Origin of the sequence: Dolichospermum sp. FACHB-1250 (assembly GCF_014696335.1) — a bacterium.
Classification (GTDB): Bacteria; Cyanobacteriota; Cyanobacteriia; order Cyanobacteriales; family Nostocaceae; genus Dolichospermum; species Dolichospermum planctonicum.
On sequence record NZ_JACJPZ010000029.1, the window covers coordinates 1 to 26,087 of the forward strand.

At 38.3% G+C, this 26,087-nt stretch carries 20 protein-coding genes and 1 pseudogene; 10 read left to right on the forward strand and 11 right to left on the reverse strand.

Annotation, left to right across the window (positions count from 1 at the left end; genetic code table 11):
- Nucleotides 1-224: pseudogene (locus H6F39_RS11935) on the forward strand (hypothetical protein); the annotation flags it as partial.
- Between the two features lie 894 nt (nucleotides 225-1,118).
- Here H6F39_RS11935 and H6F39_RS20730 read toward each other — a convergent pair.
- The 3 genes from H6F39_RS20730 to lipB all read right to left on the reverse strand — a co-directional run bounded on the left by H6F39_RS20730 (nucleotide 1,119) and on the right by lipB (nucleotide 7,684).
- Nucleotides 1,119-5,087: a bluetail domain-containing putative surface protein gene (locus H6F39_RS20730; RefSeq protein WP_190396768.1), complete on the reverse strand. Its 3,969-nt coding sequence runs from the start codon at nucleotides 5,085-5,087 to the stop codon at nucleotides 1,119-1,121.
- Between the two features lie 343 nt (nucleotides 5,088-5,430).
- The gene (locus H6F39_RS11945) at nucleotides 5,431-6,915 is read right to left on the reverse strand and encodes an ABC transporter permease subunit (RefSeq protein ID WP_190396769.1); all 1,485 of its coding nucleotides are present in this window, start codon (nucleotides 6,913-6,915) and stop codon (nucleotides 5,431-5,433) included.
- Nucleotides 6,916-6,991: 76 nt separating this feature from the next.
- Nucleotides 6,992-7,684 carry a lipoyl(octanoyl) transferase LipB gene (gene lipB / locus H6F39_RS11950; RefSeq protein ID WP_190396770.1) on the reverse strand — a complete coding sequence of 231 codons (693 nt, stop codon included), beginning with the start codon at nucleotides 7,682-7,684 and terminating at the stop codon, nucleotides 6,992-6,994.
- Nucleotides 7,685-8,319: 635 nt separating this feature from the next.
- On the opposite strand from lipB, the gene hpf reads away from it, so the two are divergent.
- On the forward strand, nucleotides 8,320-8,964 hold the full coding sequence (hpf, locus tag H6F39_RS11955; RefSeq protein ID WP_137909656.1) for a ribosome hibernation-promoting factor, HPF/YfiA family: 645 nt from the start codon (nucleotides 8,320-8,322) through the stop codon (nucleotides 8,962-8,964).
- An 87-nt stretch (nucleotides 8,965-9,051) separates the two neighbouring features.
- Here the strand turns inward: hpf and H6F39_RS11960 are convergent, their stop codons facing one another.
- On the reverse strand, nucleotides 9,052-9,510 hold the full coding sequence (locus tag H6F39_RS11960; RefSeq protein WP_137909655.1) for a peroxiredoxin: 459 nt from the start codon (nucleotides 9,508-9,510) through the stop codon (nucleotides 9,052-9,054).
- A gap of 152 nt (nucleotides 9,511-9,662) precedes the next feature.
- Between H6F39_RS11960 and H6F39_RS11965 the strand changes: the two genes are divergently transcribed.
- Nucleotides 9,663-9,827 (forward strand): hypothetical protein, encoded by a 165-nt coding sequence (locus H6F39_RS11965; RefSeq protein WP_190396771.1) that lies wholly within the window; start codon nucleotides 9,663-9,665, stop codon nucleotides 9,825-9,827.
- A gap of 1,062 nt (nucleotides 9,828-10,889) precedes the next feature.
- Here H6F39_RS11965 and cobQ read toward each other — a convergent pair.
- Together cobQ and H6F39_RS11975 are read right to left on the reverse strand one after the other, a co-directional pair.
- A complete protein-coding gene (gene cobQ, locus H6F39_RS11970) occupies nucleotides 10,890-12,362 on the reverse strand; it encodes a cobyric acid synthase CobQ (RefSeq protein ID WP_190396772.1) in 1,473 nt (490 codons plus the stop codon).
- A 128-nt stretch (nucleotides 12,363-12,490) separates the two neighbouring features.
- Nucleotides 12,491-12,895 carry an Npun_F0494 family protein gene (locus H6F39_RS11975; RefSeq protein ID WP_137909681.1) on the reverse strand — a complete coding sequence of 135 codons (405 nt, stop codon included), beginning with the start codon at nucleotides 12,893-12,895 and terminating at the stop codon, nucleotides 12,491-12,493.
- Between the two features lie 162 nt (nucleotides 12,896-13,057).
- Here H6F39_RS11975 and H6F39_RS11980 point away from each other — a divergent pair, with 162 nt between their 5' ends.
- Nucleotides 13,058-13,492 carry a peroxiredoxin gene (locus H6F39_RS11980; RefSeq protein ID WP_137909680.1) on the forward strand — a complete coding sequence of 145 codons (435 nt, stop codon included), beginning with the start codon at nucleotides 13,058-13,060 and terminating at the stop codon, nucleotides 13,490-13,492.
- A 129-nt stretch (nucleotides 13,493-13,621) separates the two neighbouring features.
- Here H6F39_RS11980 and H6F39_RS11985 read toward each other — a convergent pair whose 3' ends face one another.
- Both H6F39_RS11985 and H6F39_RS11990 read right to left on the reverse strand, forming a co-directional pair.
- Complete coding sequence (locus H6F39_RS11985; RefSeq protein WP_190396773.1) at nucleotides 13,622-13,981, reverse strand: hypothetical protein; 360 nt, start codon at nucleotides 13,979-13,981, stop codon at nucleotides 13,622-13,624.
- A gap of 31 nt (nucleotides 13,982-14,012) precedes the next feature.
- Nucleotides 14,013-14,897: an ABC transporter permease gene (locus H6F39_RS11990; RefSeq protein ID WP_137909517.1), complete on the reverse strand. Its 885-nt coding sequence runs from the start codon at nucleotides 14,895-14,897 to the stop codon at nucleotides 14,013-14,015.
- 224 nt (nucleotides 14,898-15,121) lie between these two features.
- Here H6F39_RS11990 and H6F39_RS11995 point away from each other — a divergent pair, with 224 nt between their 5' ends.
- The 3 genes from H6F39_RS11995 (at nucleotide 15,122) to H6F39_RS12005 (ending at nucleotide 18,123) form a co-directional block, all read left to right on the forward strand.
- Nucleotides 15,122-16,768 (forward strand): ABC transporter ATP-binding protein, encoded by a 1,647-nt coding sequence (locus H6F39_RS11995; protein WP_137909516.1) that lies wholly within the window; start codon nucleotides 15,122-15,124, stop codon nucleotides 16,766-16,768.
- A 42-nt stretch (nucleotides 16,769-16,810) separates the two neighbouring features.
- Complete coding sequence (locus H6F39_RS12000; RefSeq protein WP_137909515.1) at nucleotides 16,811-17,530, forward strand: class I SAM-dependent methyltransferase; 720 nt, start codon at nucleotides 16,811-16,813, stop codon at nucleotides 17,528-17,530.
- Nucleotides 17,531-17,631: 101 nt separating this feature from the next.
- The gene (locus H6F39_RS12005) at nucleotides 17,632-18,123 is read left to right on the forward strand and encodes a GNAT family N-acetyltransferase (protein ID WP_190396774.1); all 492 of its coding nucleotides are present in this window, start codon (nucleotides 17,632-17,634) and stop codon (nucleotides 18,121-18,123) included.
- Nucleotides 18,124-18,218: 95 nt separating this feature from the next.
- On the opposite strand, the gene H6F39_RS12010 is transcribed toward H6F39_RS12005, so the two are convergent.
- A complete protein-coding gene (locus tag H6F39_RS12010; protein WP_190396775.1) occupies nucleotides 18,219-18,824 on the reverse strand; it encodes a DedA family protein in 606 nt (201 codons plus the stop codon).
- 150 nt (nucleotides 18,825-18,974) lie between these two features.
- On the opposite strand from H6F39_RS12010, the gene H6F39_RS12015 reads away from it, so the two are divergent.
- Nucleotides 18,975-19,757, forward strand: a complete 783-nt coding sequence (locus tag H6F39_RS12015) for an ABC transporter permease (protein ID WP_137909512.1) — start codon at nucleotides 18,975-18,977, stop codon at nucleotides 19,755-19,757.
- Nucleotides 19,758-19,886: 129 nt separating this feature from the next.
- On the opposite strand, the gene H6F39_RS12020 is transcribed toward H6F39_RS12015, so the two are convergent.
- Both H6F39_RS12020 and H6F39_RS12025 read right to left on the reverse strand, forming a co-directional pair.
- A complete protein-coding gene (locus tag H6F39_RS12020; RefSeq protein ID WP_190396776.1) occupies nucleotides 19,887-20,642 on the reverse strand; it encodes a Uma2 family endonuclease in 756 nt (251 codons plus the stop codon).
- 235 nt (nucleotides 20,643-20,877) lie between these two features.
- Nucleotides 20,878-22,185, reverse strand: a complete 1,308-nt coding sequence (locus tag H6F39_RS12025) for an aminopeptidase P N-terminal domain-containing protein (RefSeq protein ID WP_190372667.1) — start codon at nucleotides 22,183-22,185, stop codon at nucleotides 20,878-20,880.
- 473 nt (nucleotides 22,186-22,658) lie between these two features.
- Here H6F39_RS12025 and H6F39_RS12030 point away from each other — a divergent pair, with 473 nt between their 5' ends.
- Together H6F39_RS12030 and H6F39_RS21045 are read left to right on the forward strand one after the other, a co-directional pair.
- Nucleotides 22,659-23,903 carry a VCBS repeat-containing protein gene (locus tag H6F39_RS12030; RefSeq protein WP_190372666.1) on the forward strand — a complete coding sequence of 415 codons (1,245 nt, stop codon included), beginning with the start codon at nucleotides 22,659-22,661 and terminating at the stop codon, nucleotides 23,901-23,903.
- Between the two features lie 338 nt (nucleotides 23,904-24,241).
- Nucleotides 24,242-25,990 (forward strand): hypothetical protein, encoded by a 1,749-nt coding sequence (locus H6F39_RS21045; protein WP_190396777.1) that lies wholly within the window; start codon nucleotides 24,242-24,244, stop codon nucleotides 25,988-25,990.
- The last annotated feature ends 97 nt before the right edge of the window (nucleotides 25,991-26,087 follow it).

The window sequence follows — 26,087 nt, forward strand, 5'->3', positions numbered from 1 at the left end:
TGGAAAACTGGTCATCCTCAGTACGTTCTTTGAAGTTGTTTGGTTCTTTAGTAGTAGCGTTTTCTTTGATACAATCAAAACAACTATTGGGGACAGAACAACAAAAATATGAACTATGTGATTTATGTGATAATAATCCTTTAAAAATTAAAATAGTTGTTAATGCGATCATCAAATTATTTAATGGTGATATTGACAAATATCTCACACATACAGCAAGTTGAGCTTGAGTGAAGTACAGTTTGTGCAGGCAAGATGGCCGCTCCACAAGAGTTTTATTATTAATATTTGTACTTCATAAGATAGGGAACTGCTGTAATAAGTAGGGTTTGCTCAAACAAATGTCAAATATGATTGAGTGCTTAGAAATCACGGCTATACAAACTAGCAAAAAATTCAGGATTTCAACCTAATCAAGTCCACGTAAATCATTAAAAGCGATCGCTTTACAAAGGCTTAAACATATATAATTCTAAATTATCTCTATAAAATCCTCTTTTCCTGGTGCGTTTTGAGTTTATTGTTTCCGTTATCACTACTTATAACTGAGTTCACAATAAATCATAATTAAAACTTATATAAAATCTATAATACTTTTAATATTCAGAACTTAGGAAAATTCAACTTGAGATTTTCTTAACAATTAATTGAGAATAATTTTTATTTAGCAACGAGCTTGCAATACTTTCGGCGATTTGCTAGAATTATTGAGAATTTCATAATTGGGTTACTATTGTCAATTTTACACCCTGCTCAAAAGATGATCTGTAAAAGTCTTTATTTATAGTCGTTTCAGAGATCAATTTTGAAAAAATATACAAAACTTTACAAATTAGGAGTGGTTTGAAAGAGTCAATTGGGAAAAAATTATTCAGCAAATCATGTACTTTGACTATTAGAACAAATATACCATTGACAAATAGGTTAACTTATGGTATGTAGGGTGTGTTAGCGATTAGTAACGCACCACATGATCAAATCATTTAAATTGTCTAATGTGCGGTTATTAATAATTGAATCTTGATCATATCTCATCAATCACAGGAGAAACTAAAGCTAATGTAGAGACATTTCATGAAACGTCTCTACAAAGTGGTTTACCTCAAGGATACCAGAAACTACACTAAAGTAGTAGTAAAGTTATTAACTGTCAGAGTACCAGTTAAACCTGTCACCTCAATGATGGCATCTGTAGTGGCATTAAATCCTGCGGTAGCGTTATTAATAGCGACAAAAGTACGACTACCAAAGGTAAATTGAGCAGCAGAGTTAGCTGTAAAAGCAGCAGTAGTTAACTTAGCTGCAATTCCATTTGTATCAAGTGTTGCCACAGATCCGGCATTAGAGAATCTGCTGCGGGCAGTGGAAACAAGGAATAAATCATTGCCAGTAGTAGCAGTGAGTCCGGTAATGATATCAAAGTTACTGAAAACAGAATCAGCTAAAGTGCGGTAGTCAAAACGGTCCACTCCTAACCCTCCAGTTAGAGTATCTTTTCCAACTCCTCCGGTGAGGATGTCATTACCAGTACCACCATCAATACTGTTATTAGCACTGTTACCAGTGATGACGTTATTACCAGCGTTACCCGTACCGTTTATGGCTGTTGTTCCTGTTAATGTCAGGTTTTCCACGTTAGCAGCCACAATAGTGTAAGTAACACTAGATTGAATGGTATCTGTACCCTCGTTGGCACTTTCGGTAATGGTATCAGTGGTGTTATCTACAATGTAGATATCATCACCTGTACCACCAATTAGGGTATCATTGCCAGTACCACCGTCAAGGGTGTTATTAGCACTGTTACCAGTGATGACGTTATTACCAGCGTTACCCGTACCGTTAATCGCTGCTGTTCCTGTCAGAGTCAGGTTTTCAACATTAGCAGCAATAGTGTAAGTAACACTAGATTGAATAGTATCTGTACCTTCGTTAGCATTTTCGGTAATGATATCAGTGGTGTTATCTACAATGTAGATATCATCACCTGTACCACCAATTAGGGTATCATTGCCAGTACCACCGTCAAGGGTGTTATTAGCACTGTTACCAGTGATGACGTTATTACCAGCGTTACCCGTACCGTTAATTGCTGCTGTTCCTGTCAGAGTCAGGTTTTCAACATTAGCAGCAATAGTGTAAGTAACACTAGATTGAATAGTATCTGTACCTTCGTTAGCATTTTCAGTAATGATATCAGTGGTGTTATCTACAATGTAGATATCATCACCCAAACCACCAATTAGGGTATCATTGCCAGAACCACCATCAAGGGTATCATTACCAGCATTACCAATCATCACATTATTAGCATTATTACCAATGATGATGTTATTACCAGCGTTACCAGTACCGTTAATTGCTGCTGTTCCTATCAGTGTCAGGTTTTCGATGTTAGTTAAGGTAGCAATAGTAAAAGTAACACTAGATTGAATAGTATCTGTACCTTCGTTAGCATTTTCGGTAATGATATCAGTGATGATATCTACAATGTAGATATCATCACCCAAACCACCACTTAAGGTATCTTTACCAGCACCACCATCAAGGGTGTCGTTACCTGCTCCACCATTAAGGGTGTTATTACCACTATTACCAGTAATGACGTTATTAGCTGCGTTACCCGTACCGTTAATTGCAGTTGTTCCTGTTAGGGTCAGGTTTTCAAAATTGGTTAGGGTAGCAATAGTGTAAGTAACGCTAGATTGAATGGTATCTGTACCCTCATTAACATTTTCCGTAATGGTGTCAGTGGCACTATCAACAATGTAGATATCATCACCCAAACCACCAATTAGGCTATCAATACCAGCACCACCGTTCAGGGTGTCGTTACCTGCTCCACCATTAAGGGTGTTATTACCACTATTACCAGTAATGACGTTATTAGCTGCGTTACCCGTACCGTTAATTGCAGTTGTTCCTGTTAGGGTCAGGTTTTCAAAATTGGTTAGGGTAGCAATAGTGTAAGTAACGCTAGATTGAATGGTATCTGTACCCTCATTAACATTTTCCGTAATGGTGTCAGTGGCACTATCAACAATGTAGATATCATTGCCCAAACTACCAATTAGGGTATCTGTACCCGCACCACCGTTGAGAGTGTTATTACCACTATTACCAGTGATGATGTTATTACCCGCATTACCAGTACCGTTAATGGCTGCTGTTCCTGTTAAAGTCAGGTTTTCAACATTGGTAGCAATAGTGTAAGTAACGCTAGATTGAATGGTATCTGTACCCTCATTAACATTTTCTGTAATGATGTCAGTGGTACTATCTACAATGTAGATATCATCACCTGTACCACCAATTAAGGCATCACTACCATCACCACCATCAAGGGTATCATTACCAGCATTACCAATGATGACATTGTTAGCACTGTTACCAACGATGATATTATTAACATCGTTACCTGTACAGTTAATTGCTGTTGTTCCTGTCAGTGTCAGGTTTTCAACATTGGTAGCCATAGTGTAAGTAACGCTAGATTGAATGGTATCTGTACCCTCATTAACATTTTCTGTAATGATGTCAGTGGTACTATCTACAATGTAGATATCATCACCTGTACCACCAATTAAGGCATCACTACCATCACCACCATTAAGAGTGTCATTACCATCACCACCATCAAGAGTATCGTTACCAGCATTACCAGAGAGTTGGTTGTTTTGGGTATCACCAGCAATGGAGTCCTCTTGACTTGTTCCTAGAACATGATCAAAATTGGTGACAGTGAGTGTTTCTACACCATTGATAGTCAATTCTTGTGTTTGCAAATTGACGCTGATAGATGAATAGACATAGCCATAATAGGTATAGACATAACTACCTACGTATGCAGATAAGTCAATGATATTATTAACCGCACTAGCATCAGCGATAATTGTCTCTACTTGAATCAGTTGATCATTTTCCAGTCCACCACCTTTAGTGATGATTCCTGTTGGTGATAAAGTTATGCTTTGTCCAAGTTGGCTATAGTCTGCTGTGTCATTACCTTCACCACCGTTCAGGGTGTCGTTACCTGTTCCGCCAAAGATGGTGTCATTACCAGCATTACCAGAGAGTTGGTTGTCTTGAGTATCACCAGCAATGGAGTCGTCTTGACTTGTTCCTTGAACATGATCAAAATTGGTGACTGTGAATGTTCCGACACTATTGATAGTCAATTGTTTTGTTTGTAAATTGACGTTGATAGATGAATAGGCATAATAGTAGCCATAATATGGATAATATGGATAATAATAGATTACATCTGTGGATGCATCAATGGTATTATTAACCGCACTAGCATCAGCGATGATTGTCTCTACTTGAAAAAGTTGATCATTTCCCAGTCCACCACCTTTAGTGATGATTTGTGTTGGTGATAAAGTTATGCTTTGTCCAATTTGGCTGTAGTCTGCTGTGTCATTACCTTCACCACCGTTCAGGGTGTCGTTACCTGTTCCGCCAAAGATGGTGTCATTACCAGCATTACCAGAGAGTTGGTTATCTGCTACATTACCAGTGAGGGTATTATGAAGTTTGTTACCTGTACCATTAATGATATCTGTGCCAACGAGAATTAAGTTTTCCAGGTTTGCCTTTAATGTCCAAGTTACGGAAGATTGAATCGTATCTATACCGCTATTTAAAGATTCATAAACGATGTCACCCAAGTTATCTACGACATAAGTGTCATTGCCTCTACCGCCAATTAAAATGTCTATTCCTACACCACCGTTTAGGTAATCATCTCCATTATCACCACTTAAAAGATCATCTTCATTACCACTTTGAATCCAATCATTACCAGTGCTGCCTTTAAAGGTTACAGCACCTGTAAAGTTACTTAAATCAAAATGTTCAAATCCTGTTACTTTTGTTCCATCAATGTCTAATTGATTAGTTATATCACTGACATCTATATTTATGGTATCCTCAGCACTTCCCCCGGTGATGATTAGGGTATCTGTACCATCACCACCATTAATAGTGTCATTTTGTTGGAGGTCAGCAAAGACGGTACTAACAGTATTATCTCCATCCCCTGCATCAATGATATCTTGTTGCGGTGTTGTCGTGAAAGTTGTCATAATAGATTTGCCCCTAATTAATTTGATAAAATACGGTCATTAAGGTATTAAGTCACTGGTTACTGAAAAACACTAATTGATTTCAAATGTGACTATACTAATGTGACTATAATATAGCACTTTAAGTCACCAATTGGGACAGATTTGAGTTGATTTTTCAATTTATCCCTTTAATTATTAAACCCTAACCGTTACGTAATATGCCGTATTGCTAGCAGATTATACCACTGAAGTCTATCTATTTGTTAATGTTAACTTAAGATAAGTATAATTTTGCGTTATTCAGGTTAAGACAAGTATAATTTTCATCATGATCATTATATTGTTGTGATTAAATGGAAATTTATACATTTTTACTACTCGGATTCATCCATATTTCTAACTGACTAAAAAATTGAGAGGAAATCAAAGTTAAACACAGGTAAATTACAGCCACAGCCCCATAAATTTCTAAAGCGCGATAGTTTTCAGAAACAATTAATTGTCCTTTTCTAAATAATTCCTCAAACCCAATGACTGCGACTAAACTCGTATCTTTTAATAAACTAATAAATTCATTTCCTAAAGGTGGAATCATGCGCCGAAATGCTTGGGGAAAAATCACATAAGTCATCGTTTGTAGAGGATTTAAACCTAATGATTTAGCTGCTTCTGTTTGTCCATTTTCAATTGATTCAATTCCTCCGCGCACAATTTCTGCAATGTAAGCTGCACTATTCAAACTTAACGCAACTACTCCAGCTATAAAGGGATTTAAAGTCAAATTAAAACCGATTTCTTGAAAAATCGCCGGTAAACCAAAGTAAATCATAAATATCTGCACTAATAACGGTGTACCTCGAAAAAAGTCTATATAAGCCCTAGCTAAAAACCCCAAAGGTTTAATTGTAGAAAGACGAATTATCCCCATCAAAGAACCGCTAGTTAAACCGAATAAACCGGAAATAAATGCTAATTGCAATGTTACTAATGCACCAGTTAATAGAGTTGGTAAAGATTGCCAAAATACAATCAAAGAATTAATTTTATTTGGATTCTGATTTGCATTAGGTAATCTTTCTGGTAATATTGGCGGTGTGGATTTAAACCATTTTTGATAAATTTGTTGATATTTACCGTTTTCTAAAATTGTACTTAAACCTTGATTAATCAAAGGTAAATAAAGAGAGTTTTTAGCTGTTGCAATTCCGTAAAATTCCTCAGTTAGTAGTTGTTGGATAACTTTAATTCCTTGCAAATTACCTGTGTTAATAGCATATAAAGTCACTGGTGCATCATTAATAACTGCATCAACATTACCATTTTGCAATTCTTGCAGGGCTAAGGGTGCAGAGTCAAAACTGCGAACTTCCGCACCTGTGACAGTTTCAGCTTTTTTTGCGCCAGTTGTGCCAATTTGGACAGCAATTTTGTGATTTTGCAGACTTTGAAAATTTGTAATATTTTGATTATCTCTGCGAACAGCGATCGCTAAACCTGCTTTAAAATAAGGACGGGAAAAGGCCACTGTTTTCGCCCTTTCTGGGGTGATAGTCATGGAACTAATAGCACCGTCTACGGTTTTAGCTTGCAGTGCTGGAATAATGCCATCAAAAGGTAAACTCTGAAATTCTACTTGGAAATGAGCCGCAGTAGCTATAGCTTTCATTAAGTCAATCGAAAAACCTGCTAATTCTCCGTCTTTACCCTGAAACTCAAAAGGTGGAAATGTAGGTTCAGTAGCTACTCGGATAATTTGATTTCGAGGTATGTTTCCACCACAACCAACTAATAAACCACAAATTAAGCTCATCAGCACACATAAACGACCAAAATCAAATTTTACCATTTTCTCCTCTAGAGTATAATTTGCACGTTAAATAAATTAGTATAGACTTGAATAATATACAGCAAAAGACTTTTATCTATTCCCTATTCCCTAATTTTTCTGATTTAGCTGCAACTAATTTGACATTAAATACTTCACTAAAACACTGACTGACTACAGAGGACACTTGATGACAAGTAAGATCAGGAATCCATGCGGCTAAACTACGGACTGGTTTATCCACAATCCCACAGGGGACAATGTGATTAAATCCTGTCATGTCGGGACAAACATTTAAGGAAAAACCGTGCATAGTAATCCATTTACTAACTTTAATACCTATAGCAGCAACTTTGTATCCTTCTAACCAAACACCAGTAAAACCAGCGATACGTTCCCCAGGCAAATCATAATGTGCTAAAACGCGAATTAATACCTCCTCTAATTGGCGTAAGTACCAATGCAAATCTTGACGATAACGGCGTAAGTTTAAAATTGGATAAGCGACTAATTGTCCCGGACAATGATAGGTAACCTCACCACCTCTTTCAATGCGATACACATCATAGTTACATTTGTCAAGATTAAATTTAATAAATTCTGGGTTTGATCCGGTCCCCAAAGTATAAACAGGGGGATGTTCCAGTAAAATCAGTACATCATCTAATTCTGGGTTGTGAATACGCTCAGTAACTAGCGATCGCTGCCACTGATGAGCAGTTATGTATGGTATTAAACCAGGATTATATAGTAAACAACGGTACGGTGGAAATTGAGTGTTATCAATCATCAGGGAACGGGAGAAATAAAAAGATTAACTGCCTTACTGGACATATATAGCGCTCACTTGACCGAAAATATCGAGAACAAATGTCAAGGTATGCAAAGGATTTTAAAGTAACGTCAAGGAAAAATACTTTACAACCAATAAAGTGCTAGTTTGAATATATAACCTCAATGGTGTTGGGAGGAATTTGCCAGAAGTATCAAGCCTAGACAAGAGAAACCAATGACGCTGACTGATGATGTTCCCAGAATTGATTTGCATCAATCAGGATCAAACCGCCCAAAGTGGTCACATTTTCTATACAATGGGGAACAAGACCAAGGGACGAGAGCAAGAGTATGTACTCCTATGTTTCTAAAGTTACATAGAAGTAGTTGGTAGTAAGCCAGATCTCAAATTGCTTAATTCCATAGTTTTGGTTGAACAGCCCATTGCTTAACAACCAGTTGGGAATCGTCGTAAAGGATAAAAACTAAAATTAAGACGATGAATAGCGCAAACTTGAAGATGGGAGAAACATGGGGAACAGAGCAGTGTTTTAAAAATAGGTTACTTGTGTCGGTAGCAGTGATAGACATTAGCGCAATCTCTATTCCTACCCAAAAACATCACATATAATATTGAGCGGGAGAGTTTACATGAAACTTGTCATCCACGGTAAAAACATTGAAATCACTGATGCAATCCGGGAATATGTGCATCAAAAAATTGAAAAGGCGGTTAATCACTTTCAGAACATCACCAATGAAGTGGATGTCCATTTGAGCGTGGCTCGCAATCCCCGCATTAGTACAAAACAAGCGGCGGAAGTAACTATTTATGCTAATGGTAGCATTATCCGGGCGGAAGAAAGCAGCGAAAGCTTATACGCAAGTATTGACCTAGTTGCAGACAAAATTGCCCGGCAATTGCGGAAATATAAAGAAAAAAGACAGGATCATAAAACCCAACCTATATCAACTAACGAAGCAGTAGCGCCAGAGAGCGTTGCAGCGGATTTAATAGGCGATCGCACCCCAGAATTACCCCAAGAGGTGGTTCGCACCAAATACTTCTCCATGCCTCCCATGACAGTGGGAGAAGCCCAGGAACAACTGCAAATGGTGGGACATGACTTTTATATGTTCCATAATGCGGAAACAGGCGAGATTAATGTTATTTATGAACGTAACCACGGCGGTTATGGGGTAATTCAACCTCGCAATAACGGTCATGCTAACGGCAGAAATGGCAAATCAGCTAACGCCAATATTGGGGTTGCAGAAAAGTCGCACTCTAAATAGAGTCTGATTAAATTATTCATGGGTAGAGACGTTTCATGAAACGTCTCCGCCATGTTGTTTATGCAAAGGAGATTGTTGTAAAGTATCTCAAGCTGGCAACTGTTGGAGAGTTTTTAATGCTTCTTCAACGTGGCCTTTAAAGTTGAACATGGAATCAAATACATATTGAACAATACCATTTTTGTCAATCAGGTATGTGACTCGTCCAGGAATGAGACCAAAAGCGGTGGTTGCACCGTATTGTTTTCGTACTTTATCACCTTGATCACTTAAAAGTGTAAAAGGTAAATTGTATTTATTGGCAAAGTTTTTGTGAGAGTTGCTAGAGTCACCACTCACACCGATAACTTCAGCACCCGCAGCTTGAAACACTTCATATTGATCTCTAAAAGCGCAAGACTCTATAGTACATCCTGGTGTATCATCCTTGGGATAAAAATAGAGGACAACGGATTTTTGACCACGAAAATCTCCCAGGCTGACATTTTTGCCATTTTGGGCAGGTAGGTTAAAATTAGGTGCGGTATCTCCAACTTTGATAGACATATTGAAAAAATAAAAAGATTTAAAATGGTGCGTTACGCTATTATATAGCGAACTGCTTGCAGCAGCGCTTCGCTATCGCTATCCTACCTCCAAAGCCTTTACCTCAAGTACAGATATTAATAATAAAATAAAACTCTTGTGGTGCGGGCATCTTGCCCGCACAAGCTGAACTTACTATATTATATAGCGAACTGCTTGCAGCAGCGCTTCGCTATCGCTATCCTACACACAAGGTTTTTACCAATGGTGCGTTACGAATACAGCTAACACACCCTACTCAAAAAGCTATTCCCTGTTCCCTGTCACCTGTCACCTAATTTCAGATAGTTCTTCCTTATCAAGATGATGATAACATATTTCAAATCCTTTGTCAACACCTGAAAATAAAATTTTTCGCGGTTTTTTTGCGTTTTGTTTCCTGTCAACTGTCAACTGTCAACTGTCAACTGATTAAAGGATGTACAGGATGAGGAGGGGGATTTTCTGATGATGTCAATGATTTAATATGGTGGGTTACTATATTATATAGCTATGATGTAGCGAACTGCTTGCAGCAGCGCTTCGCTATCGCTATGTTACACACAAAGTTTTTACCAATGGTGCGTTACGAATACAGCTAACACACTCTACTCAAAAAGCTATTCCCTGTTCCCTGTCACCTGTCACCTAATTTCAGATAGTTCTTCCTTATCAATATGATGATAACATATTTCAAATCCTTTGTCAACACCTGAAAATAAAATTTTTCGCGGTTTTTTTGCGTTTTGTTTCCTGTCAACTGTCAACTGTCAACTGTCAACTGATGAAAGGATGTACAGGATGAGGAGGAGGATTTTCTGATGATGTCAATGATTTAATATGGTGGGTTACTATATTATATAGCTATGATGTAGCGAACTGCTTGCAGCAGCGCTTCGCTATCGCTATGTTACACACAAAGTTTTTACCAATGGTGCGTTACGAATACAGCTAACACACCCTACTCAAAAAGCTGTCACCTGTCACCTGTTCCCAGTTAAGAGTTCCCTGTTCCCTGATTTAATATGGTGCGTTACTATATTATATAGTTATGATGTAGCGAACTGCTTGCAGCAGCGCTTCGCTATCGCTATGTTACACCTAAAGTTTTTACCAATGGTGCGTTACGCTGTTGCTAACACACCCTACTATAAATAATTTAGGATAGTTCTTCCTTATCAAGACCACGATAACATATTTAAAATCCTCTGTCAACACCTGAAAAGCAAATTTTTCGCGGTTTTTTGCGTTTTGTTCCCCGTCACCTGTCCCCGTGGCGTAGCACCTGTCACCTGTTCCCTATCACCTGTCACCTGTTCCCTATCACCTATCACCTATCACCTGTTCCCTGATTATTTGATTTATATAAACGGTGTTAAATCTAAATGTTCTTCGATGTGATTCGCTAAAGAGTCCAAAAGCTGTTCTCGCTGTTCTTTGTAGTTAGCTACACCTGTGGGTAAAGATTTTAAACCCCGTTGTTGACGAAGACGATTTAACCAAGCGCGTCGCCAAGGTCCATTATCAAAAATTCCATGCAGATACGTTCCCCAAACTGATTGACAACTATCTACTAACCCTAAATTAACATCATCAAATAGAGGTTGACAGGATTTTTGATCTCCGGGGTTTTCTATGCGTGTACGTCCTTGGTGAATTTCAAAGCCTATGACAGGTAAACCCGCTTGGGGATAATTGGAGGTAACTTGACGCTGACGGGTAATTTTTTGACCTGTAATTACTGTTTTAATTGGTAATAAATTTACCCCTGGATATTTACCATCTGGTCCTTCTATTCCTTCTGGGTCTACTATAGTCTGTCCTAGCATTTGGAAACCGCCACAAATGCCTAAAACCGTGCCACCAGAAGCTGCGTAATTTTGAATTGCTTGCGCCATACCGCTTTTTTGTAGGACCATTAAATCAGCAATGGTGGTTTTTGTCCCCGGTATAATTACTGCGTCTGGATATCCTAAATCTTGCTTTGGATGTAAGTATTTTACTGTTACTGATGGTTCTGATTCTAGGGGGTCAAAATCGGTAAAATTGGCAATTCTGGGTAAACGAACCACTGCAATATTCAGTTCAGTTGTAGCTTTTGCGGGTTTGCGTTCCAATAAATCTAGGGAGTCTTCTGCGGGGAAAACCTGTTCTAAATAGGGAACTACACCGACAACAGGTATACCTGTCCGTGCTTCTAACCATTTAATTCCGGGTTCGAGAATTGATCTTTGTCCCCGAAATTTGTTAATAACTACACCTTTAATTAGGGCGCGTTCGTCTGGGTCTAATAGTTCTAATGTTCCCACCACATGAGCAAAAGCTCCACCTCTGTCAATATCTACTACTAATAATGTAGGTGCATTTAAGTGTTTAGCAACCCGCATATTAGTTAAATCCCGATGTTTGAGATTAATTTCTGCAGGACTACCCGCACCTTCACAAACTAAGCATTCAAAATCTGTTGATAGGTATTGTAGACATTCTTGAACAGTCTGCCAACCGAGTTCAAAATATTGTTCATAGTAGTCTGTGGCGCTGACTGTACCTATGGATTTACCTTTGAGAATGATTTGGGATGTCATATTCCCTTGAGGTTTGAGCAAAATTGGATTCATTTCTACTAGGGGTGCTACTCCCGCAGCCCAGGCCTGTACCGCTTGGGCATAACCAATTTCTCCTCCATTGGCCGTAACATAGGCATTTAAAGCCATATTTTGACCTTTAAAAGGGGCTACTCGCAACCCGCGCCGGGAAAGAATCCGACAAATAGCTGTGGTTATCAGTGATTTTCCCGCGTGGGATGTTGTTCCCACTACCATAATTGATTTCATTTTTAACTAGTATTTAGTATGTTTAGATTCAGTAGTGTATCAGTGAATAAACTGTTATTTTTTGAAGTTGTATAAGTATGGTAGCCAGGATGCCTACCATACAAGAGTTTTAACCACAATTAAGTTAGTTAAAAGGGTAAGCGTAACCAACGGGTGATAAAATCATTCAAGCGATCGCTCAGTGTAGCATGAGGAAGATTGTGATTTTTTAACTTGCCGATTAATTGATGACCAAGGGGCGTTAGGCGAAAACTGTCTGTAATTCCCTGGCCGTCAACTTCTCGTCGCAATACGCCTACATCAATTAACCAGGCTAAGGCGTTTTCACAGCTTAATTCTGATAATGGGCGGTTGGTGTAATTTTGCTTAACTCCTTTATCCATTGCTATAGCACCCAATTGGATGCTTTGACTAGTCATGGCGACAAATAAATTCAGGTTGAAGGGCGAACAAATTAGCGATCGCTCGGCTCTTTTTAGTGCTTCCTTAGTATAAACTAGGGGTTTGAGGTTTGGAGAATCCACAGCAGACATTTTTTATTACTCTAAATTGGGCTTTTTGTCAAGGCTTTGAAAATAAATACTTCTGGAGGAACATATTGGATAATCAGGTTATTTAAATAGGTTATTTAAATATTGTAAATTATTGTAAAATCTTGATTGCATGAATATTTCTTAAACAGGATAAGGTGAATTATGCCTCTAGCAGTTGGTACAGACGCACCTGCATTTACCACTAAAGATACTAACGGTAACACAGTTTCATTGTCTGATTTTGCTGGTAAAACAGTGGTTCTCTACTTTTATCCCAAAGATGACACACCAGGCTGCACTAAACAAGCTTGCAGTTTCCGCGATGCTCAATCAGAATATATAAGCAAAGGTATCGTGGTGTTAGGTGTGAGTGCTGATGATGAAGCTGGTCATCAAGCTTTCACCCAGAAGTATAGTCTAAATTTCCCTTTATTGGCTGATACCGATAAAAGCATCATTACAGCTTATGATGTTGATGGTGGTGGTTATGCCAAGCGTGTTACTTACATCATTGATGGTAATGGCAAAATTATTGATGTTGATGCTGCTGTTAACACTTCTACCCACGCTAGTGATGTCTTAGCAAAACTTGGGTAATTATCAGCATTGAGTTTTTTTCCTCTGGGTTCTGTGTCTCTTGGGTAAAAGGTAATTTATGATCTAACCACAGAGGCACAGAGGACACAGAGTTAGGAGGTTGATGAGGATTTTTTCCGGCTTCAGGTTTTATTTGCCTGATGATGGTAGGGTTTTTAAAAGCAATTCTGATGCACTTGGGTTTTGTATTGGTTGACTCTGAAGCCGTTTCTGTTGTGCTGCTTTAAATGCTGTTGCTGCTTGATCTAATTGTTGATTCTGTTCTTCAGCGTTCCATTGGATAGTCCCCATTTGTGCTTGATGAATCAGGTTGAACATATTAAAATCTGAGCTATTACCAGATAAAGGGTTACTATTGCGATCACTTTCCAAACTGCTAAAGGGTTGGTTAGTATCAGCTAAGGCAGGTCCTAAGGTGACTATAGCAGCACTAATACTGGCAATGGTGATGGCAATAATTTTGTGAATTGCTAAAAATGATCTTTTCATGGATTTTCCCCTCCTAATTTTGCTTTTTGGATTAAGCAAGGCTTCGACGTATTTGGGATTGAATACTAAGTAAAGCAAAGAGGGCAAAACCTAGTAAGACTAATAATGCGGACCCAAAGGTAACATCACCCCAGAAGGCTTGCATGACTATATTATTTAATCCCCAACTGCTATGTAAATATAAGTAGCGAATCGGTTCAATGGCGTAGCTAAGAGGGTTGAGGGTAGCAATAACCTGCAACCAACCGGGCATAAAGGATAAAGGGGCTAAGGCTGTACTGGCAAATAATAAGGGAAGATTAGTAACAAAAATTACGGCTATCAGTTCAATGTGTCCCGGTAATGCAAAGGCCAAACCCAGAGAAATAGCGGTGACACCCAAGGCCAGTAAAAAGACAATCAGAGCGATCGCACATAATCCGGTAAAATCAGGTAAACCAGCCCCTAAAAATGCCGCTGCTGCCACAATTACCGCCGCTTGTAGTAAGCTTTGGCTAATAATAAAGATAGCAGATGCAAACACAATTGAAAAGCGTGAGCCTAAGGGTGCAACCAGTAAGCGATTTAAAAAGCCAAATTCTCTGTCAAACATGACGGGTAAACCGGCATTTAAAGCCCCGGCGAAAGCGGTAAATACTATTACACCTGCTGCGAGAAATTGCCCGTAATTTGACGTACTACCAAATAAACCTTTGGGGGCATTTTGGAATAACGCCCCAAATAAAACTAACCACATTACCGGCTGAATAATCCCTGCTATCAGGCTGGAAGGTCGTCGTTGCAGTTGAATAAACAGACGACGGGTTAAAGCAAAGGTTTCTTGCAGAATTTCCCCAAATAAATTGGAGTCTGTATCACCAATTACATCTGGTGAGGTGAGTTGTTGCCAGTTCATAGCTAATTTATCATTACTCATACAAAATGCTAAAATCAAAAGGTATCAATTATAAACATCCCTGCTATGTTAAATTAGCAAAGAATATTTATGATTCTTAATATTACATTATAACTAAAATCATTACAGTATATGACGGGTATATCAAGTCTAAAATTTGGTGAACAGCCGTAATTCATTGAACTGTATACAGAATATACTTGTGAAAAAAGTTAAAATTAATACGTTTATAAAAAGTCTGAATTATGAGTGAAGCTTTATTTGTTGTGGAAAATCTGCGTGTAGCCTATCCTCAACGCAGTGGAGAAGGAGAAAACTGGGCTGTTGATGATGTATCTTTTATTCTCCAATCTGGTGAAAGCATGGGATTGGTGGGAGAGTCTGGTTGTGGTAAATCAACTATCGGTAGAGCAATTATGCGTTTATTACCAGCCTCCAGTCGTGTGGAAGGATTAGTAAAATTTCAGGGAGAATCTGTACTTAATTTAACACCAATGCAGATGCAAAAGTTTCGGGGTGAAGCCGTAGCCTTGATTTTCCAAGATCCCATGACGCGATTAGATCCATTAATGACTATTGGGAATCATTGTATTGAAACTTTACAGGCTCATGCACCAGAATTATCCAAACAGCAAGCGAAGGAAAGGGCTTTAGCGACTTTAGATAAGGTGAAAATTCCTGCTAATCGTTGGCATCAGTACCCCCATGAATTTAGCGGAGGAATGCGTCAACGGGTAGCCATTGCGTTAGCTTTGTTATTGAGTCCTAAATTAATTATTGCGGACGAACCAACAACTAGTTTAGATGTGACTGTTTCTGCTCAAATTCTCCAAGAATTAACGCGATTATGTGGAGAAGAAAATATGGGATTATTGTTAATTTCCCATGATTTAGCCATGGTGGGGGAATATTGCGATCGCCTTGGGGTGATGTATCAGGGTAAAATAGTGGAAATGGGGAAAACGGAAACTGTATTTGCTCACCCTGAACACAAATATACTCAATCCTTATTAAAAGCAGCGTTACATATTCAACAGGAAGAGGGAAAAGAGAACGGGGAAAAGGGAAGAGTCAACCAAGAAAATCCTATTTTAAAAATTACCGAACTCAAACAACATTATACCATAGAACCGAATTTTATTGAAAGAATATTTAAAGGAGAAGGTCAAACAGTTAAAGCGGTAGATGGAATTAACTTAGAATTGTATTCTGGGGAGATTTTAGGATTAGTAGGAGAGTCTGGTTGTGGGAAAAGTACACTTTCGAGAACAATCTTACAATTGATCAGTCCCACATCAGGAAAAGTAGAATTTTTAGGACAGGAATTAACTAGGTTATCCCGTCAAGAAATCCGTTCTTCTCGGAGACAAATCCAAATGATATTTCAAGATCCTCATGCTTGTTTAAATCCAGCCATGACCGTAGGACAAAGTATCACAGATCCTTTATTAATTCATAACTTAGCTAATGCTGAAAAAGCCAAAGAACAGGTATTATGGATGTTAGAAAAAGTTGGTTTAACCCCAGCAGAATTATATTATCACCGTTATCCTGCTGATTTATCTGGGGGACAACAACAACGGGTAGCCATAGCCCGGGCTTTAATTACTCGTCCAAAACTGATAATATGTGATGAACCGGTGAGTATGTTAGATGCGAGTGTACAAACCCAAGTCCTCGACTTGATGTTACAATTAAAAGCAGAATTTGATTTAACTTACTTGTTTATTACCCATGATTTATGGTTAGCACGGTTTTTGTGCGATCGCATTGCCGTCATGAATAGTGGTAAAATAGTAGAAATAGGACAGACTAAACAAATTTTTGCTCATCCTCAACACCCTTATACCCAAACCCTCCTAGCTGCGGCACCTTTACTAGCAAAAGCTTAAAGGAGTTAGGAGCAAGAAAATTACCAATTATCAAAGTAATAAATGTCTAAAAATTCACCGGCTAATACTTATAAAACCAATAACTATTCTTCTGATAAATGGCAAGAGAGAATAGGACAAATAGCATATCGTTTTAATCGCCAATATCAAAATCAAAAATTTGCATTACCCGAAGAAATAGAAGCAATGCCAATATTTCAGGAATGGATTAATGGCAGATTAAATGATAGAATAGTTTCACCATTTTGGGAAATTGCCCAACCTCAAAAAAATCAACATTGTTTAGATATTGGTTGCGGTTTCAGCTTTTTAATCTATCCTTGGCGAGATTGGCAAGGATTCTTTTATGGACAAGAAATTAGTAATATAGCCAAAGATACTCTTAATTCCCGTGGTTCACAATTAAATTCTAAACTGTTTAAAGGTGTAGAATTAGGACCGGCACACCATTTGAATTATCCAGAAGATCAATTTGATTTAGTAATTGCCACAGGATTTAGTTGCTATTTTCCTTTAGAATATTGGCAAGCTGTATTAATAGAAGTCAAACGAGTATTAAAACCAGGAGGAAATTTTGTTTTTGATCTTCTCAATTCTGAACAACCCCTAGCAGAAGACTGGGCCGTACTGGAAACCTATTTAGGTGCGGAGGTGTTTCTCGAACCGATTTCAGAATGGGAAAAAATAATTAAAGCTGGGGGTGGTAAGATTGTTAAACAGCAATTAGGAGAATTATTTGAATTGTACAAAGTCCGGTTTTAAAAAGGTTTTAGAAAAAACTATCGGGCATTGTCCTCTGAAAGCTGTATGATTTGGAAATATCTATTTGATTTTATCAAAAATTTGCACCCCCAATATCAGCGATGATCATCCGCAATGCCACAGAAACCGACTTACCCGCTATTGTAGCCATTTACAATGCTGCCGTCCCTAGCCGTATGGCTACTGCTGATTTAGAACCTGTATCTGTGGAAAGTCGTCTCGCTTGGTTTAAAGGACGAGTCCCCTCCCAACGTCCCCTATGGGTAATTGAAACGGAGGGGGTAATTACTGGATGGTTGAGTTTCCAATCATTCTACGGTAGACCAGCCTATTATTCCACAGCGGAAATCAGTATTTACATTTCCCCAAAATTCCAAGGACGGGGTTTAGGAAAACAACTTTTAGAGAAAGCAATTACGGAAAGTCCCAGTCTAGGTTTAAAAACTTTAGTTGGTTTTATTTTCGCCCATAATCAACCTAGTTTAAAGTTATTTGCCTGGTTTGGGTTTCAAGCTTGGGGAAATCTACCGAAAATTGCTGATTTGGACGGTGTAGAACGGGATTTGATGATTTTAGGTTTGCGTGTAATGTAGGATGGTTTTTGGTCTGATTTAAAATGACCGGCTTCCTTCTGTAGGGATAGCGAAGCGCTCCCTAGGAGTCCCTTGTACCAGTTGCGTCAGTCCTGTTATCCTTTATTAGCTCTATTTTCCTTAATTACATGAATAATTGAAGGTAATAAAGAAACAACAACAATTAAGCCAATTATTGGTAATAGATACTTATCTAATTGTTCCGCTGGTAGAGTTTTTCCCAAGAAGAAACCTAACAAAGTAATGCCAAAAGTCCATACAAAACCACCAAATAAATTGTAAGACATAAAAGAACGATAGTGCATAGCTCCGATTCCTGCGACAATTGGGGCAAAAGTCCTGACAATTGGCACAAATCTTGCTAGGATAATTGTTTTCTTACCATGCTTTTCGTAAAAATCTTGGGTTTTGACAACGTGCTTTTTATGGAATAACCAAGAATCTTCTTGATCAAATAATTTTCTGCCAAATTTATGCCCAGTAAAATACCCGATATTATCACCTAATACCGCACAAACAAACGCACCGAAAATCAGTACCCAAATATTCAGTAAGTTTTGAGAAGCGATAAATCCTGCCGTAAATAATAAACTATCACCAGGCAGAAAAAAACCAATCAATAAACCAGATTCAGCAAAGATAATTCCCCATACTCCAAAGTAACCAAGTGATTTAACTAATTCTGGTAAATCAAAGTGCATAAAATCCCACTTATTTAAGAAATTGTACTCAACATTTTAACGGTTATAAATTTATAGAAATAAAAAATAATATTAAATTTATTTTATGTTTATTTTATGTTTATTTTATGTTTAATTTATGTTTAATGGATATTAGGGTCAAGGCGAAAAATGCAAAGATATTTAAAAGTGCTGAGATTATTTTGGACTGCGGCGATCGCTACGGAAATGGAGTATCGTGTTAATTTTATCATTGCTGCTTTCAGTAGTTTAGGAAATTTACTCGGTAGTATCTTTGGTTTGTTTCTATTTTACCGCACAGGTTACACTTTTACAGGCTGGTCTTGGGAAGCGGCCTTAATAGTTTTAGGAATTTTCACCTTATTACAAGGCTTTAGTGCTACCTTTCTATCTCCCAATTTAAATCGCATTGTGCGCCATGTCCAGGAAGGGACTTTAGACTTTGTGTTATTAAAACCTATTCGTAGTCAGTTTTGGTTATCTTGCCACACCCTTTCCCCCTGGGGAATACCAGATTTAATCTTTGGTTTACTGATAATTGGCTACGCTGGTACTAAACTTAGCTTAGGAATTGACAGATATCTATTTACCCTCTGGCCATTATTTTGCGGTTTAGTTATTCTTTACAGTTTGTGGTTTATACTGGGAGCAACCAGCATTTGGTTTGTTAAAATATACAATATTACAGAAGTATTAAAAGGGCTTTTAGAAGCAGGAAGATATCCAATTACTGGCTATCCTGCCGTTTATCGCTTTTTCTTTACCTTTATATTACCAGTGTCTTTTTTAACTACTATCCCCGCCCAATCCATGTTAGGAGAAATTGAATTTACTTGGTTGCTAGGTGCGGGATTATTAGCCTTTGTATTATTTTTCCTTTCTACTCAGTTTTGGCGATTTGCTCTCCGTTTTTATACTAGTGCTTCCAGTTAGGTAACAGGTGATAGGTGATAGGTGATAGGTGCTACGCCACGGGGACAGACAAGAGATACAGAATGTGTGTCAATGTAGGCTGACCCTAGAAAACCCAACCTACATTTAACCCAGACAAAACAAAATAAATTACAACATATCTGGGTTTTCCCCCAATTCCCTTAATCTCGCGGCTAATTTCGCTGCTTTAGCTTTAGCATTTTCCGCTTGAATTTTAAACTTCTCTGCTTCTGCTTTAACCTTTTCTACTTGTGCTTTGTTAGCCTCCTCTGGTAACAAAACTAAATTACCAGAAATATCATAAAAGCGCAACCAAGTCGCAGTTTCCCTATTTATAGTTCCTTCCCAAGTTCCTAACCATAAGCCTAAATGTCTACACCAAAACCAAGCATTTTCATTAGGTGTTAAAGACCGATATTCTTGGTTATCATCTAGATGCCATCCTTGTAAAGAATTAGGGTCAAAGGGGTTGTAAACAAAATAATCTGAGGTGCGGAAAATCTGATTTTTAAGGTATTTTTTGATACTATCTATTTCTGCTGTAGACCTTGACATTAATTCCACAATCATATCAAGATAAGGACAATTTTCTTTCCAAACCACCCAATCTGCTTGAGAATTACTACTATCAACATTGAGAACAGCAAAGAAGTCAGAACCGCGAAAATTACGGTTTTTAACCTGGCTAATGCTGTAGTAAATAAACATATTACCCTGAGTAAAATAATCATTGCACTCAGACCAAAGCTGCTGTAATGAACGAATGAGGACATTCATCGCAATTCGGTGACGATTGGATCTCAATGGTTTATGATCATCAAATATTAAATCTGTATGTCGGTTATGGGGTTTCCAGTTCACAATGGCTAGATTGTTGGTACTCATAAGTAACTATCACCTTTTTCATCAAGCCTCAAACTTCTATGATAATCTGTTTGGGACTTTTTAACAGTATTTTTGTATGGTGGTAGTTACAGGACTTACGCAACTGGTACATTAGTAGGGTGCGTCAGATATCAACAATCTGTTTATTTGCAGGATTTATGCAGTCTGACGCACAGCATTATTACGTAAAATTGTATTCCAAAAAACACAAATTACTAGTAAGTATGTCTTGATTCTATCTTTCTAAATCCTTAATTTCCTTGGGAACTTTGGCTGTTAATACTTCATTTCCCTCAGAAGTAACTAAGACATCATCTTCAATTCTGATCCCAATTCCTAGCCAACGGGGGTCAATTTCCGGTTGCCCTTCTGCTGGTTTGGTGTTAGGGACTATATACAGTCCCGGTTCTATTGTCAGCACTTGGCCAGGTTGTAAAATTTGCGGGTTTTCTCCATGTTGATAAAGTCCCACATCATGCACATCTAAGCCTAACCAATGACTGGTACGGTGCATATAAAAGGCTTTATATTTTTCCTCCTCTATTAATTTATCAATTTCCCCTTTGAGTAAACCCAGTTCCACTAATCCCTCTGTTAATATCCGCACCGCTGCATTATGAGGTGCATAGAAAGAATTACCTGGTTTTACTTCTGCTATCGCTTGTTTTTGTGCTGCTAATACAATTTCATATAATGCTTTTTGTTCCGGTGTGAATTTACCACTAACGGGAAATGTGCGGGTAATATCTGAATTGTAATAACCGTAAGCGCAACCAGCATCAATCAATAGTAAATCATTTTCTTGTATTTGACAGTTATTTTCAATGTAATGCAGTACGCAAGCATTCGCACCAGCAGCAACAATGGAAGGATAAGCAGGACCCATTCCCCCCCGTAACCGGAAAAGATGCTCTATTTCGGCTTGAATTTCATATTCATAACGTCCCGGTTTAGTGCTTTGTAAAGCATAATTATGAGCTTCTACCGCAATTTCTACAGCTTGACGGATAAGGTCTAATTCTGTTTTGCTTTTATAGAGTCTCATATTGTGCAGGAGAATACTAGGATCTGCGATCGCAATTGGTCCTGTACCTCGTTTAGGGTAGGTTCGCAGTAAACTTTGGTAATGTTGGATGATTCTATCATTAAAATTGCGATCGCGTCCCAAATGATAATAGATGCAGTCTGCTTTTTCTAAATATTGCGGTAACTTCTCATCTAACTCTGCAATGGGGTAAGCTATATCTGCACCATACAATTCTTTTGCTCCCTCTACTCCACAACGATAACCAGTCCAAACTTCCTTTTCTGGATCTTTGGGTTGCACAAATAATATAAAGCGATGCTCTGGGTGATGAGGTGCTAATACTGCTACTGCTTGCGCTTCATTAAACCCAGTTATGTAAAAGAAATCACTATCTTGACGGTAAACATACTCAACGTCATTGTGCATGACTGCTGTGGGCGCACTTGTGAAAATCGCTGTACTACTGCCTATTTTCGCTATTAAATCCTGACGACGTTGCTGATATTCTGTTTGCATAGCTAATTTATTAATAGTGTTGTTTTTAGCTTTAACAATTAAAGACTACTGAGAATGTGGTCGAGAAAATTGCTAATTCTACTTATAATAGCTAATTTTCTCTTGATTTGTGTTCACCAATCTTTTTTTTGGACGAACCACAGAGGACACAGAGGACACGGAGGTGGAGTTTTATGCTTACCAAGACGCAAAGGAACAAAAGCAATAAAAGCAATACATATATGATTCGGGATCTCGATGTCAAGAAAACAGGATTTTATTTTTAAATCATGACTTGAATAAATAAAATATAAAATATTTTTTGATTGTTTAGATATTACTTTTGATTTGGAAAATTTCCTATTTATAAACATGATGGAAATGTCTATAAATACTGACATTTAATAAAAATAATTAACCAGATGTTTACTGTTTACAGAATCTTTATCAAAAGCAAATCAAAAATAGATATTAATTACTCATAAAAACACATCATGCCTGATCAATTATCTTTAGATACAAGAAATTACGGGTTACAAGCTCAAGATATAATTGAGCAAGCATCAAGCTTTGAAGATTTAAAACCTTCATCTTTTATTAGAAGTTCTTCTGTTTCTCCATTAGCAGATCCATTAGTACCAGTACCAACAAATCCATTAGCTCAAATCCCCATTGGTGGGAGTGCTAACCCCAATCCTAATCCTTATTTAACCAGTGCAGCCATTGTTCCTGATTTTAATGGTGATGGTAAAACAGATAAACTTTGGGTTAACGTCCAAACTGGTGAAATTTTGGTGCGCTTGATGAACGGAACACAAGTTTTAGAACAGGGTTCTTTAGGTAAATATGATCTAACAGCTTATGACTACAAACTTGCTGATTTTAATGGTGATAATAAGACCGATTTCTTATTACGCAATAAGACAACAGGTGATAATTTGATTGTGCTAATGGATGGTACAAGAGTCGCTAATTACTTGACTTTAGATCGAGTTGATCCAGGTTGGACTGCTAATATTGGCGATTTCAATGGCGATCGCAAAACTGATATTTTCTGGAATAATGCAACTACTGGTGAAAATGCCATTTGGCAAATGGATGGTATAAAGGTAATTAGCGCCAATGTCTTAGAAACTACGGGGCCAGGATTAACCGCAACCATTGTTGATTTTGATGGTAATGGTAAGAGTGACATATTCTGGCGTAATACTACCACTGGTGAAAATAGTGTCTGGTTTATGGATGGTAGCCAAACTACCAAGTATGACCTCCAAGCTCAAGATGGTTCCTGGACTTCTACTCTTGGTGATTTTAACGGTGACTTCAAAACTGATATTTTGTGGCGCAACTCCCAAACAGGGGAAAATAAGATTTGGACGATGAATGGCGTTTTTGTGACTGAAGGTGTTGTCAGCACACTGAGTACAGATTGGACTGCGAAAATTGGTGATTTCAATGGTGATGGTAAAACTGATATCTTCTGGCATAATGCCTCTACTGGTGCAAATACTGCTTGGTTGATGGATGGTACAACCATCAGTTCTGAAGCTTTCTTACCTAGCAATACCCCTGGTTTGACAGCATCTCTGGGTGATTTCAACGGTGATGGTAAGACTGATATTTACTGGCGTGATCAACAAACATCCGCTGATAAAATCTGGACTATGGATGGAACTTTAGCTACTGAAACTCCTGTCGCTGATGCAGATAAGCTGACCCCAGAATGGTATACAAGTTGATTTAGCTAGTAGTTATTGGTCAAGATATATTGTCGGTATGACTAAGAATTTCTAAATTCAGAATCAGCGATTACTTTCCGTAACATTATGGAAAGCGATCGCTTTTTTATTGCAACTTATATTTTTCTCTAACTAGAAAATATGGCAGAATTTACCCCCATTAACTTGGGTGAAAACTTGATTTTAGAAAGTGTTTGATGATTAATTGATGTTCTACTGATTGCTAGAACTATATAGGTATAGAAAAAATTTTAGAGAAAAGACTTGCTTTTTCAGAAAATCTATGAAATACTTTCATTAAATTGTACTAAATACCGACTGACAAACAGGAGTTTAATTTGAACTGGTATAAATATCTTCCAGTCCAAAGCAACTTTGATTTTCTACAGACATTTTTTACAGACACTTTAACTGTGAATAGTGAGGGATTTATGCCTAGTTTGACAGGTGCTTATGACACTCCAGGTGGTGCTTACCGTGTCCAAGTGGTAGGCAACTTAGCCTACGTAGCTGATTTTGATTCAGGATTACAAATTCTCAATATCACTAATCCTGCCGCTCCTACTCTCATAGGCAGTTATGATACTCCTGGAAATGCCAGGGGTATTCAGGTAGTAGGCAACTTAGCTTACGTAGCTGATCAGGCTTCAGGGCTACAAATTATTGATGTCAGTAATCCTGCAGCTCCTACTCTCAGAGGTACTTATGACACTCCTGGACTTGCTTACCGTGTTCAAGTAGTAGGTAACTTAGCTTACATAGTTGATGATACTACCGGATTAATAATCCTCGACATTAGCAACCCCAGTAACCCTGTTCTCAAGGGTACTTATGATACTCCCGGCTCTGCGAGAGGTGTCCAGGTAATAGATAATTTAGCTTACGTGGCTGATTTTGCTACTGGGTTAATAATCCTCGACATTAGCAACTCCAGTAACCCTATTCTCAGAGGGACTTATGATACCCCTGGTGCTGCTAATAGTGTTCAGCTAATAGGTAACTTAGCTTACGTAGCAGATAACGACAAAGGACTGCAAATCATTAATGTTAGCAATCCTAGCAACCCCACACTCGTTGGCACCTATGATACTCCTGGAACTGCTCGGAGCGCTCAAGTAGTAGGACGGTATGCTTATGTGGGTGATGGTCCGACAGGACTGCAAATCTTCGATATCAGCAATCCTAGCAACCCCACTCTTGTGTCTACCTATGACACTCCTGGAACTGCTAGAGGTGTTGAATTGGTAGGACTCAGTGCCTATGTAGCTGATGAGGCCACAGGAGTGCAAATTATTGATGTCAGTGAGTTCGATAATAACCTCATCGGTAACAGTAGTAATAACCGCCTTAGTGGCTTTGCTGGTAACGACACCCTTGATGGTGGTTTAGGTACTGATACCTTGATTGGTGGTTTAGGAGATGATACTTACATTGTAGATAGCACCACTGACACCATTACGGAACTTGCTAATGGAGGTACAGATACCATTCAATCTAATGTCACTTTCACTATTGCCACTTTATCCAACACCGAAAACCTGACTCTGACAGGAACAAATGCGATTAATGGCACAGGGAATGCACGTGATAACATTATCATAGGTAATAGTCGTAATAACACCCTTAATGGTGGTGCTGGTAACGACACCCTTAATGGTGGTGCTGGTAATGACACCCTTGTTGGTGGTTTGGGTACTGACAGCTTAGTTGGTGGTGCTGGTAATGACCAGTTCGTATTCAATGGCACCGCAGCTTTCAGTGCCGCTGCAACTGGTAATGGTTTAGACAACATCGCTGACTTTAGTGCCGGTGACAAGATAGTTTTGAGCAAGGCAGTATTTACGGCTTTAACCAGTGTTGCTGGTGCCGGATTTACTGTGGCCTCAAACTTTGCAGTTGTTGCAAATGTGGCTAGTGCAGCAACAAGCAGCGCTCAAATTGTTTATGTCTCAGGTACAGGTACAGGTAGCGGTAGCCTCTTCTATAACCAAAATGGTGCTGCTGCTGGTCTTGGTACTGGTGCTCAGTTTGCAGCTATCGTTGGTGCTCCTACTTTGGTCGCTAGTGATTTCATTATTACTGCTTAATCTGGGCTTATTACTTAGACTCGGATTTTTCACAAACAATAACTTAGTTGATTGATTATACTAATGCGGGGAAGTTGGACTTCCTCGCTTTTTTTGC

Bases quoted from the DNA above. Each gene is read 5' to 3' on its own strand.
- H6F39_RS20730 (WP_190396768.1), bottom strand. From the start codon at position 5,087: ATGACAACTTTCACGACAACACCGCAACAAGATATCATTGATGCAGGG.
- H6F39_RS11945 (WP_190396769.1), bottom strand. From the start codon at position 6,915: ATGGTAAAATTTGATTTTGGTCGTTTATGTGTGCTGATGAGCTTAATT.
- lipB (WP_190396770.1), bottom strand. From the start codon at position 7,684: ATGATTGATAACACTCAATTTCCACCGTACCGTTGTTTACTATATAAT.
- hpf (WP_137909656.1), top strand. From the start codon at position 8,320: ATGAAACTTGTCATCCACGGTAAAAACATTGAAATCACTGATGCAATC.
- H6F39_RS11960 (WP_137909655.1), bottom strand. From the start codon at position 9,510: ATGTCTATCAAAGTTGGAGATACCGCACCTAATTTTAACCTACCTGCC.
- cobQ (WP_190396772.1), bottom strand. From the start codon at position 12,362: ATGAAATCAATTATGGTAGTGGGAACAACATCCCACGCGGGAAAATCA.
- H6F39_RS11975 (WP_137909681.1), bottom strand. From the start codon at position 12,895: ATGTCTGCTGTGGATTCTCCAAACCTCAAACCCCTAGTTTATACTAAG.
- H6F39_RS11980 (WP_137909680.1), top strand. From the start codon at position 13,058: ATGCCTCTAGCAGTTGGTACAGACGCACCTGCATTTACCACTAAAGAT.
- H6F39_RS11985 (WP_190396773.1), bottom strand. From the start codon at position 13,981: ATGAAAAGATCATTTTTAGCAATTCACAAAATTATTGCCATCACCATT.
- H6F39_RS11990 (WP_137909517.1), bottom strand. From the start codon at position 14,897: ATGAGTAATGATAAATTAGCTATGAACTGGCAACAACTCACCTCACCA.
- H6F39_RS11995 (WP_137909516.1), top strand. From the start codon at position 15,122: ATGAGTGAAGCTTTATTTGTTGTGGAAAATCTGCGTGTAGCCTATCCT.
- H6F39_RS12000 (WP_137909515.1), top strand. From the start codon at position 16,811: ATGTCTAAAAATTCACCGGCTAATACTTATAAAACCAATAACTATTCT.
- H6F39_RS12005 (WP_190396774.1), top strand. From the start codon at position 17,632: ATGATCATCCGCAATGCCACAGAAACCGACTTACCCGCTATTGTAGCC.
- H6F39_RS12010 (WP_190396775.1), bottom strand. From the start codon at position 18,824: ATGCACTTTGATTTACCAGAATTAGTTAAATCACTTGGTTACTTTGGA.
- H6F39_RS12015 (WP_137909512.1), top strand. From the start codon at position 18,975: ATGCAAAGATATTTAAAAGTGCTGAGATTATTTTGGACTGCGGCGATC.
- H6F39_RS12020 (WP_190396776.1), bottom strand. From the start codon at position 20,642: ATGAGTACCAACAATCTAGCCATTGTGAACTGGAAACCCCATAACCGA.
- H6F39_RS12025 (WP_190372667.1), bottom strand. From the start codon at position 22,185: ATGCAAACAGAATATCAGCAACGTCGTCAGGATTTAATAGCGAAAATA.
- H6F39_RS12030 (WP_190372666.1), top strand. From the start codon at position 22,659: ATGCCTGATCAATTATCTTTAGATACAAGAAATTACGGGTTACAAGCT.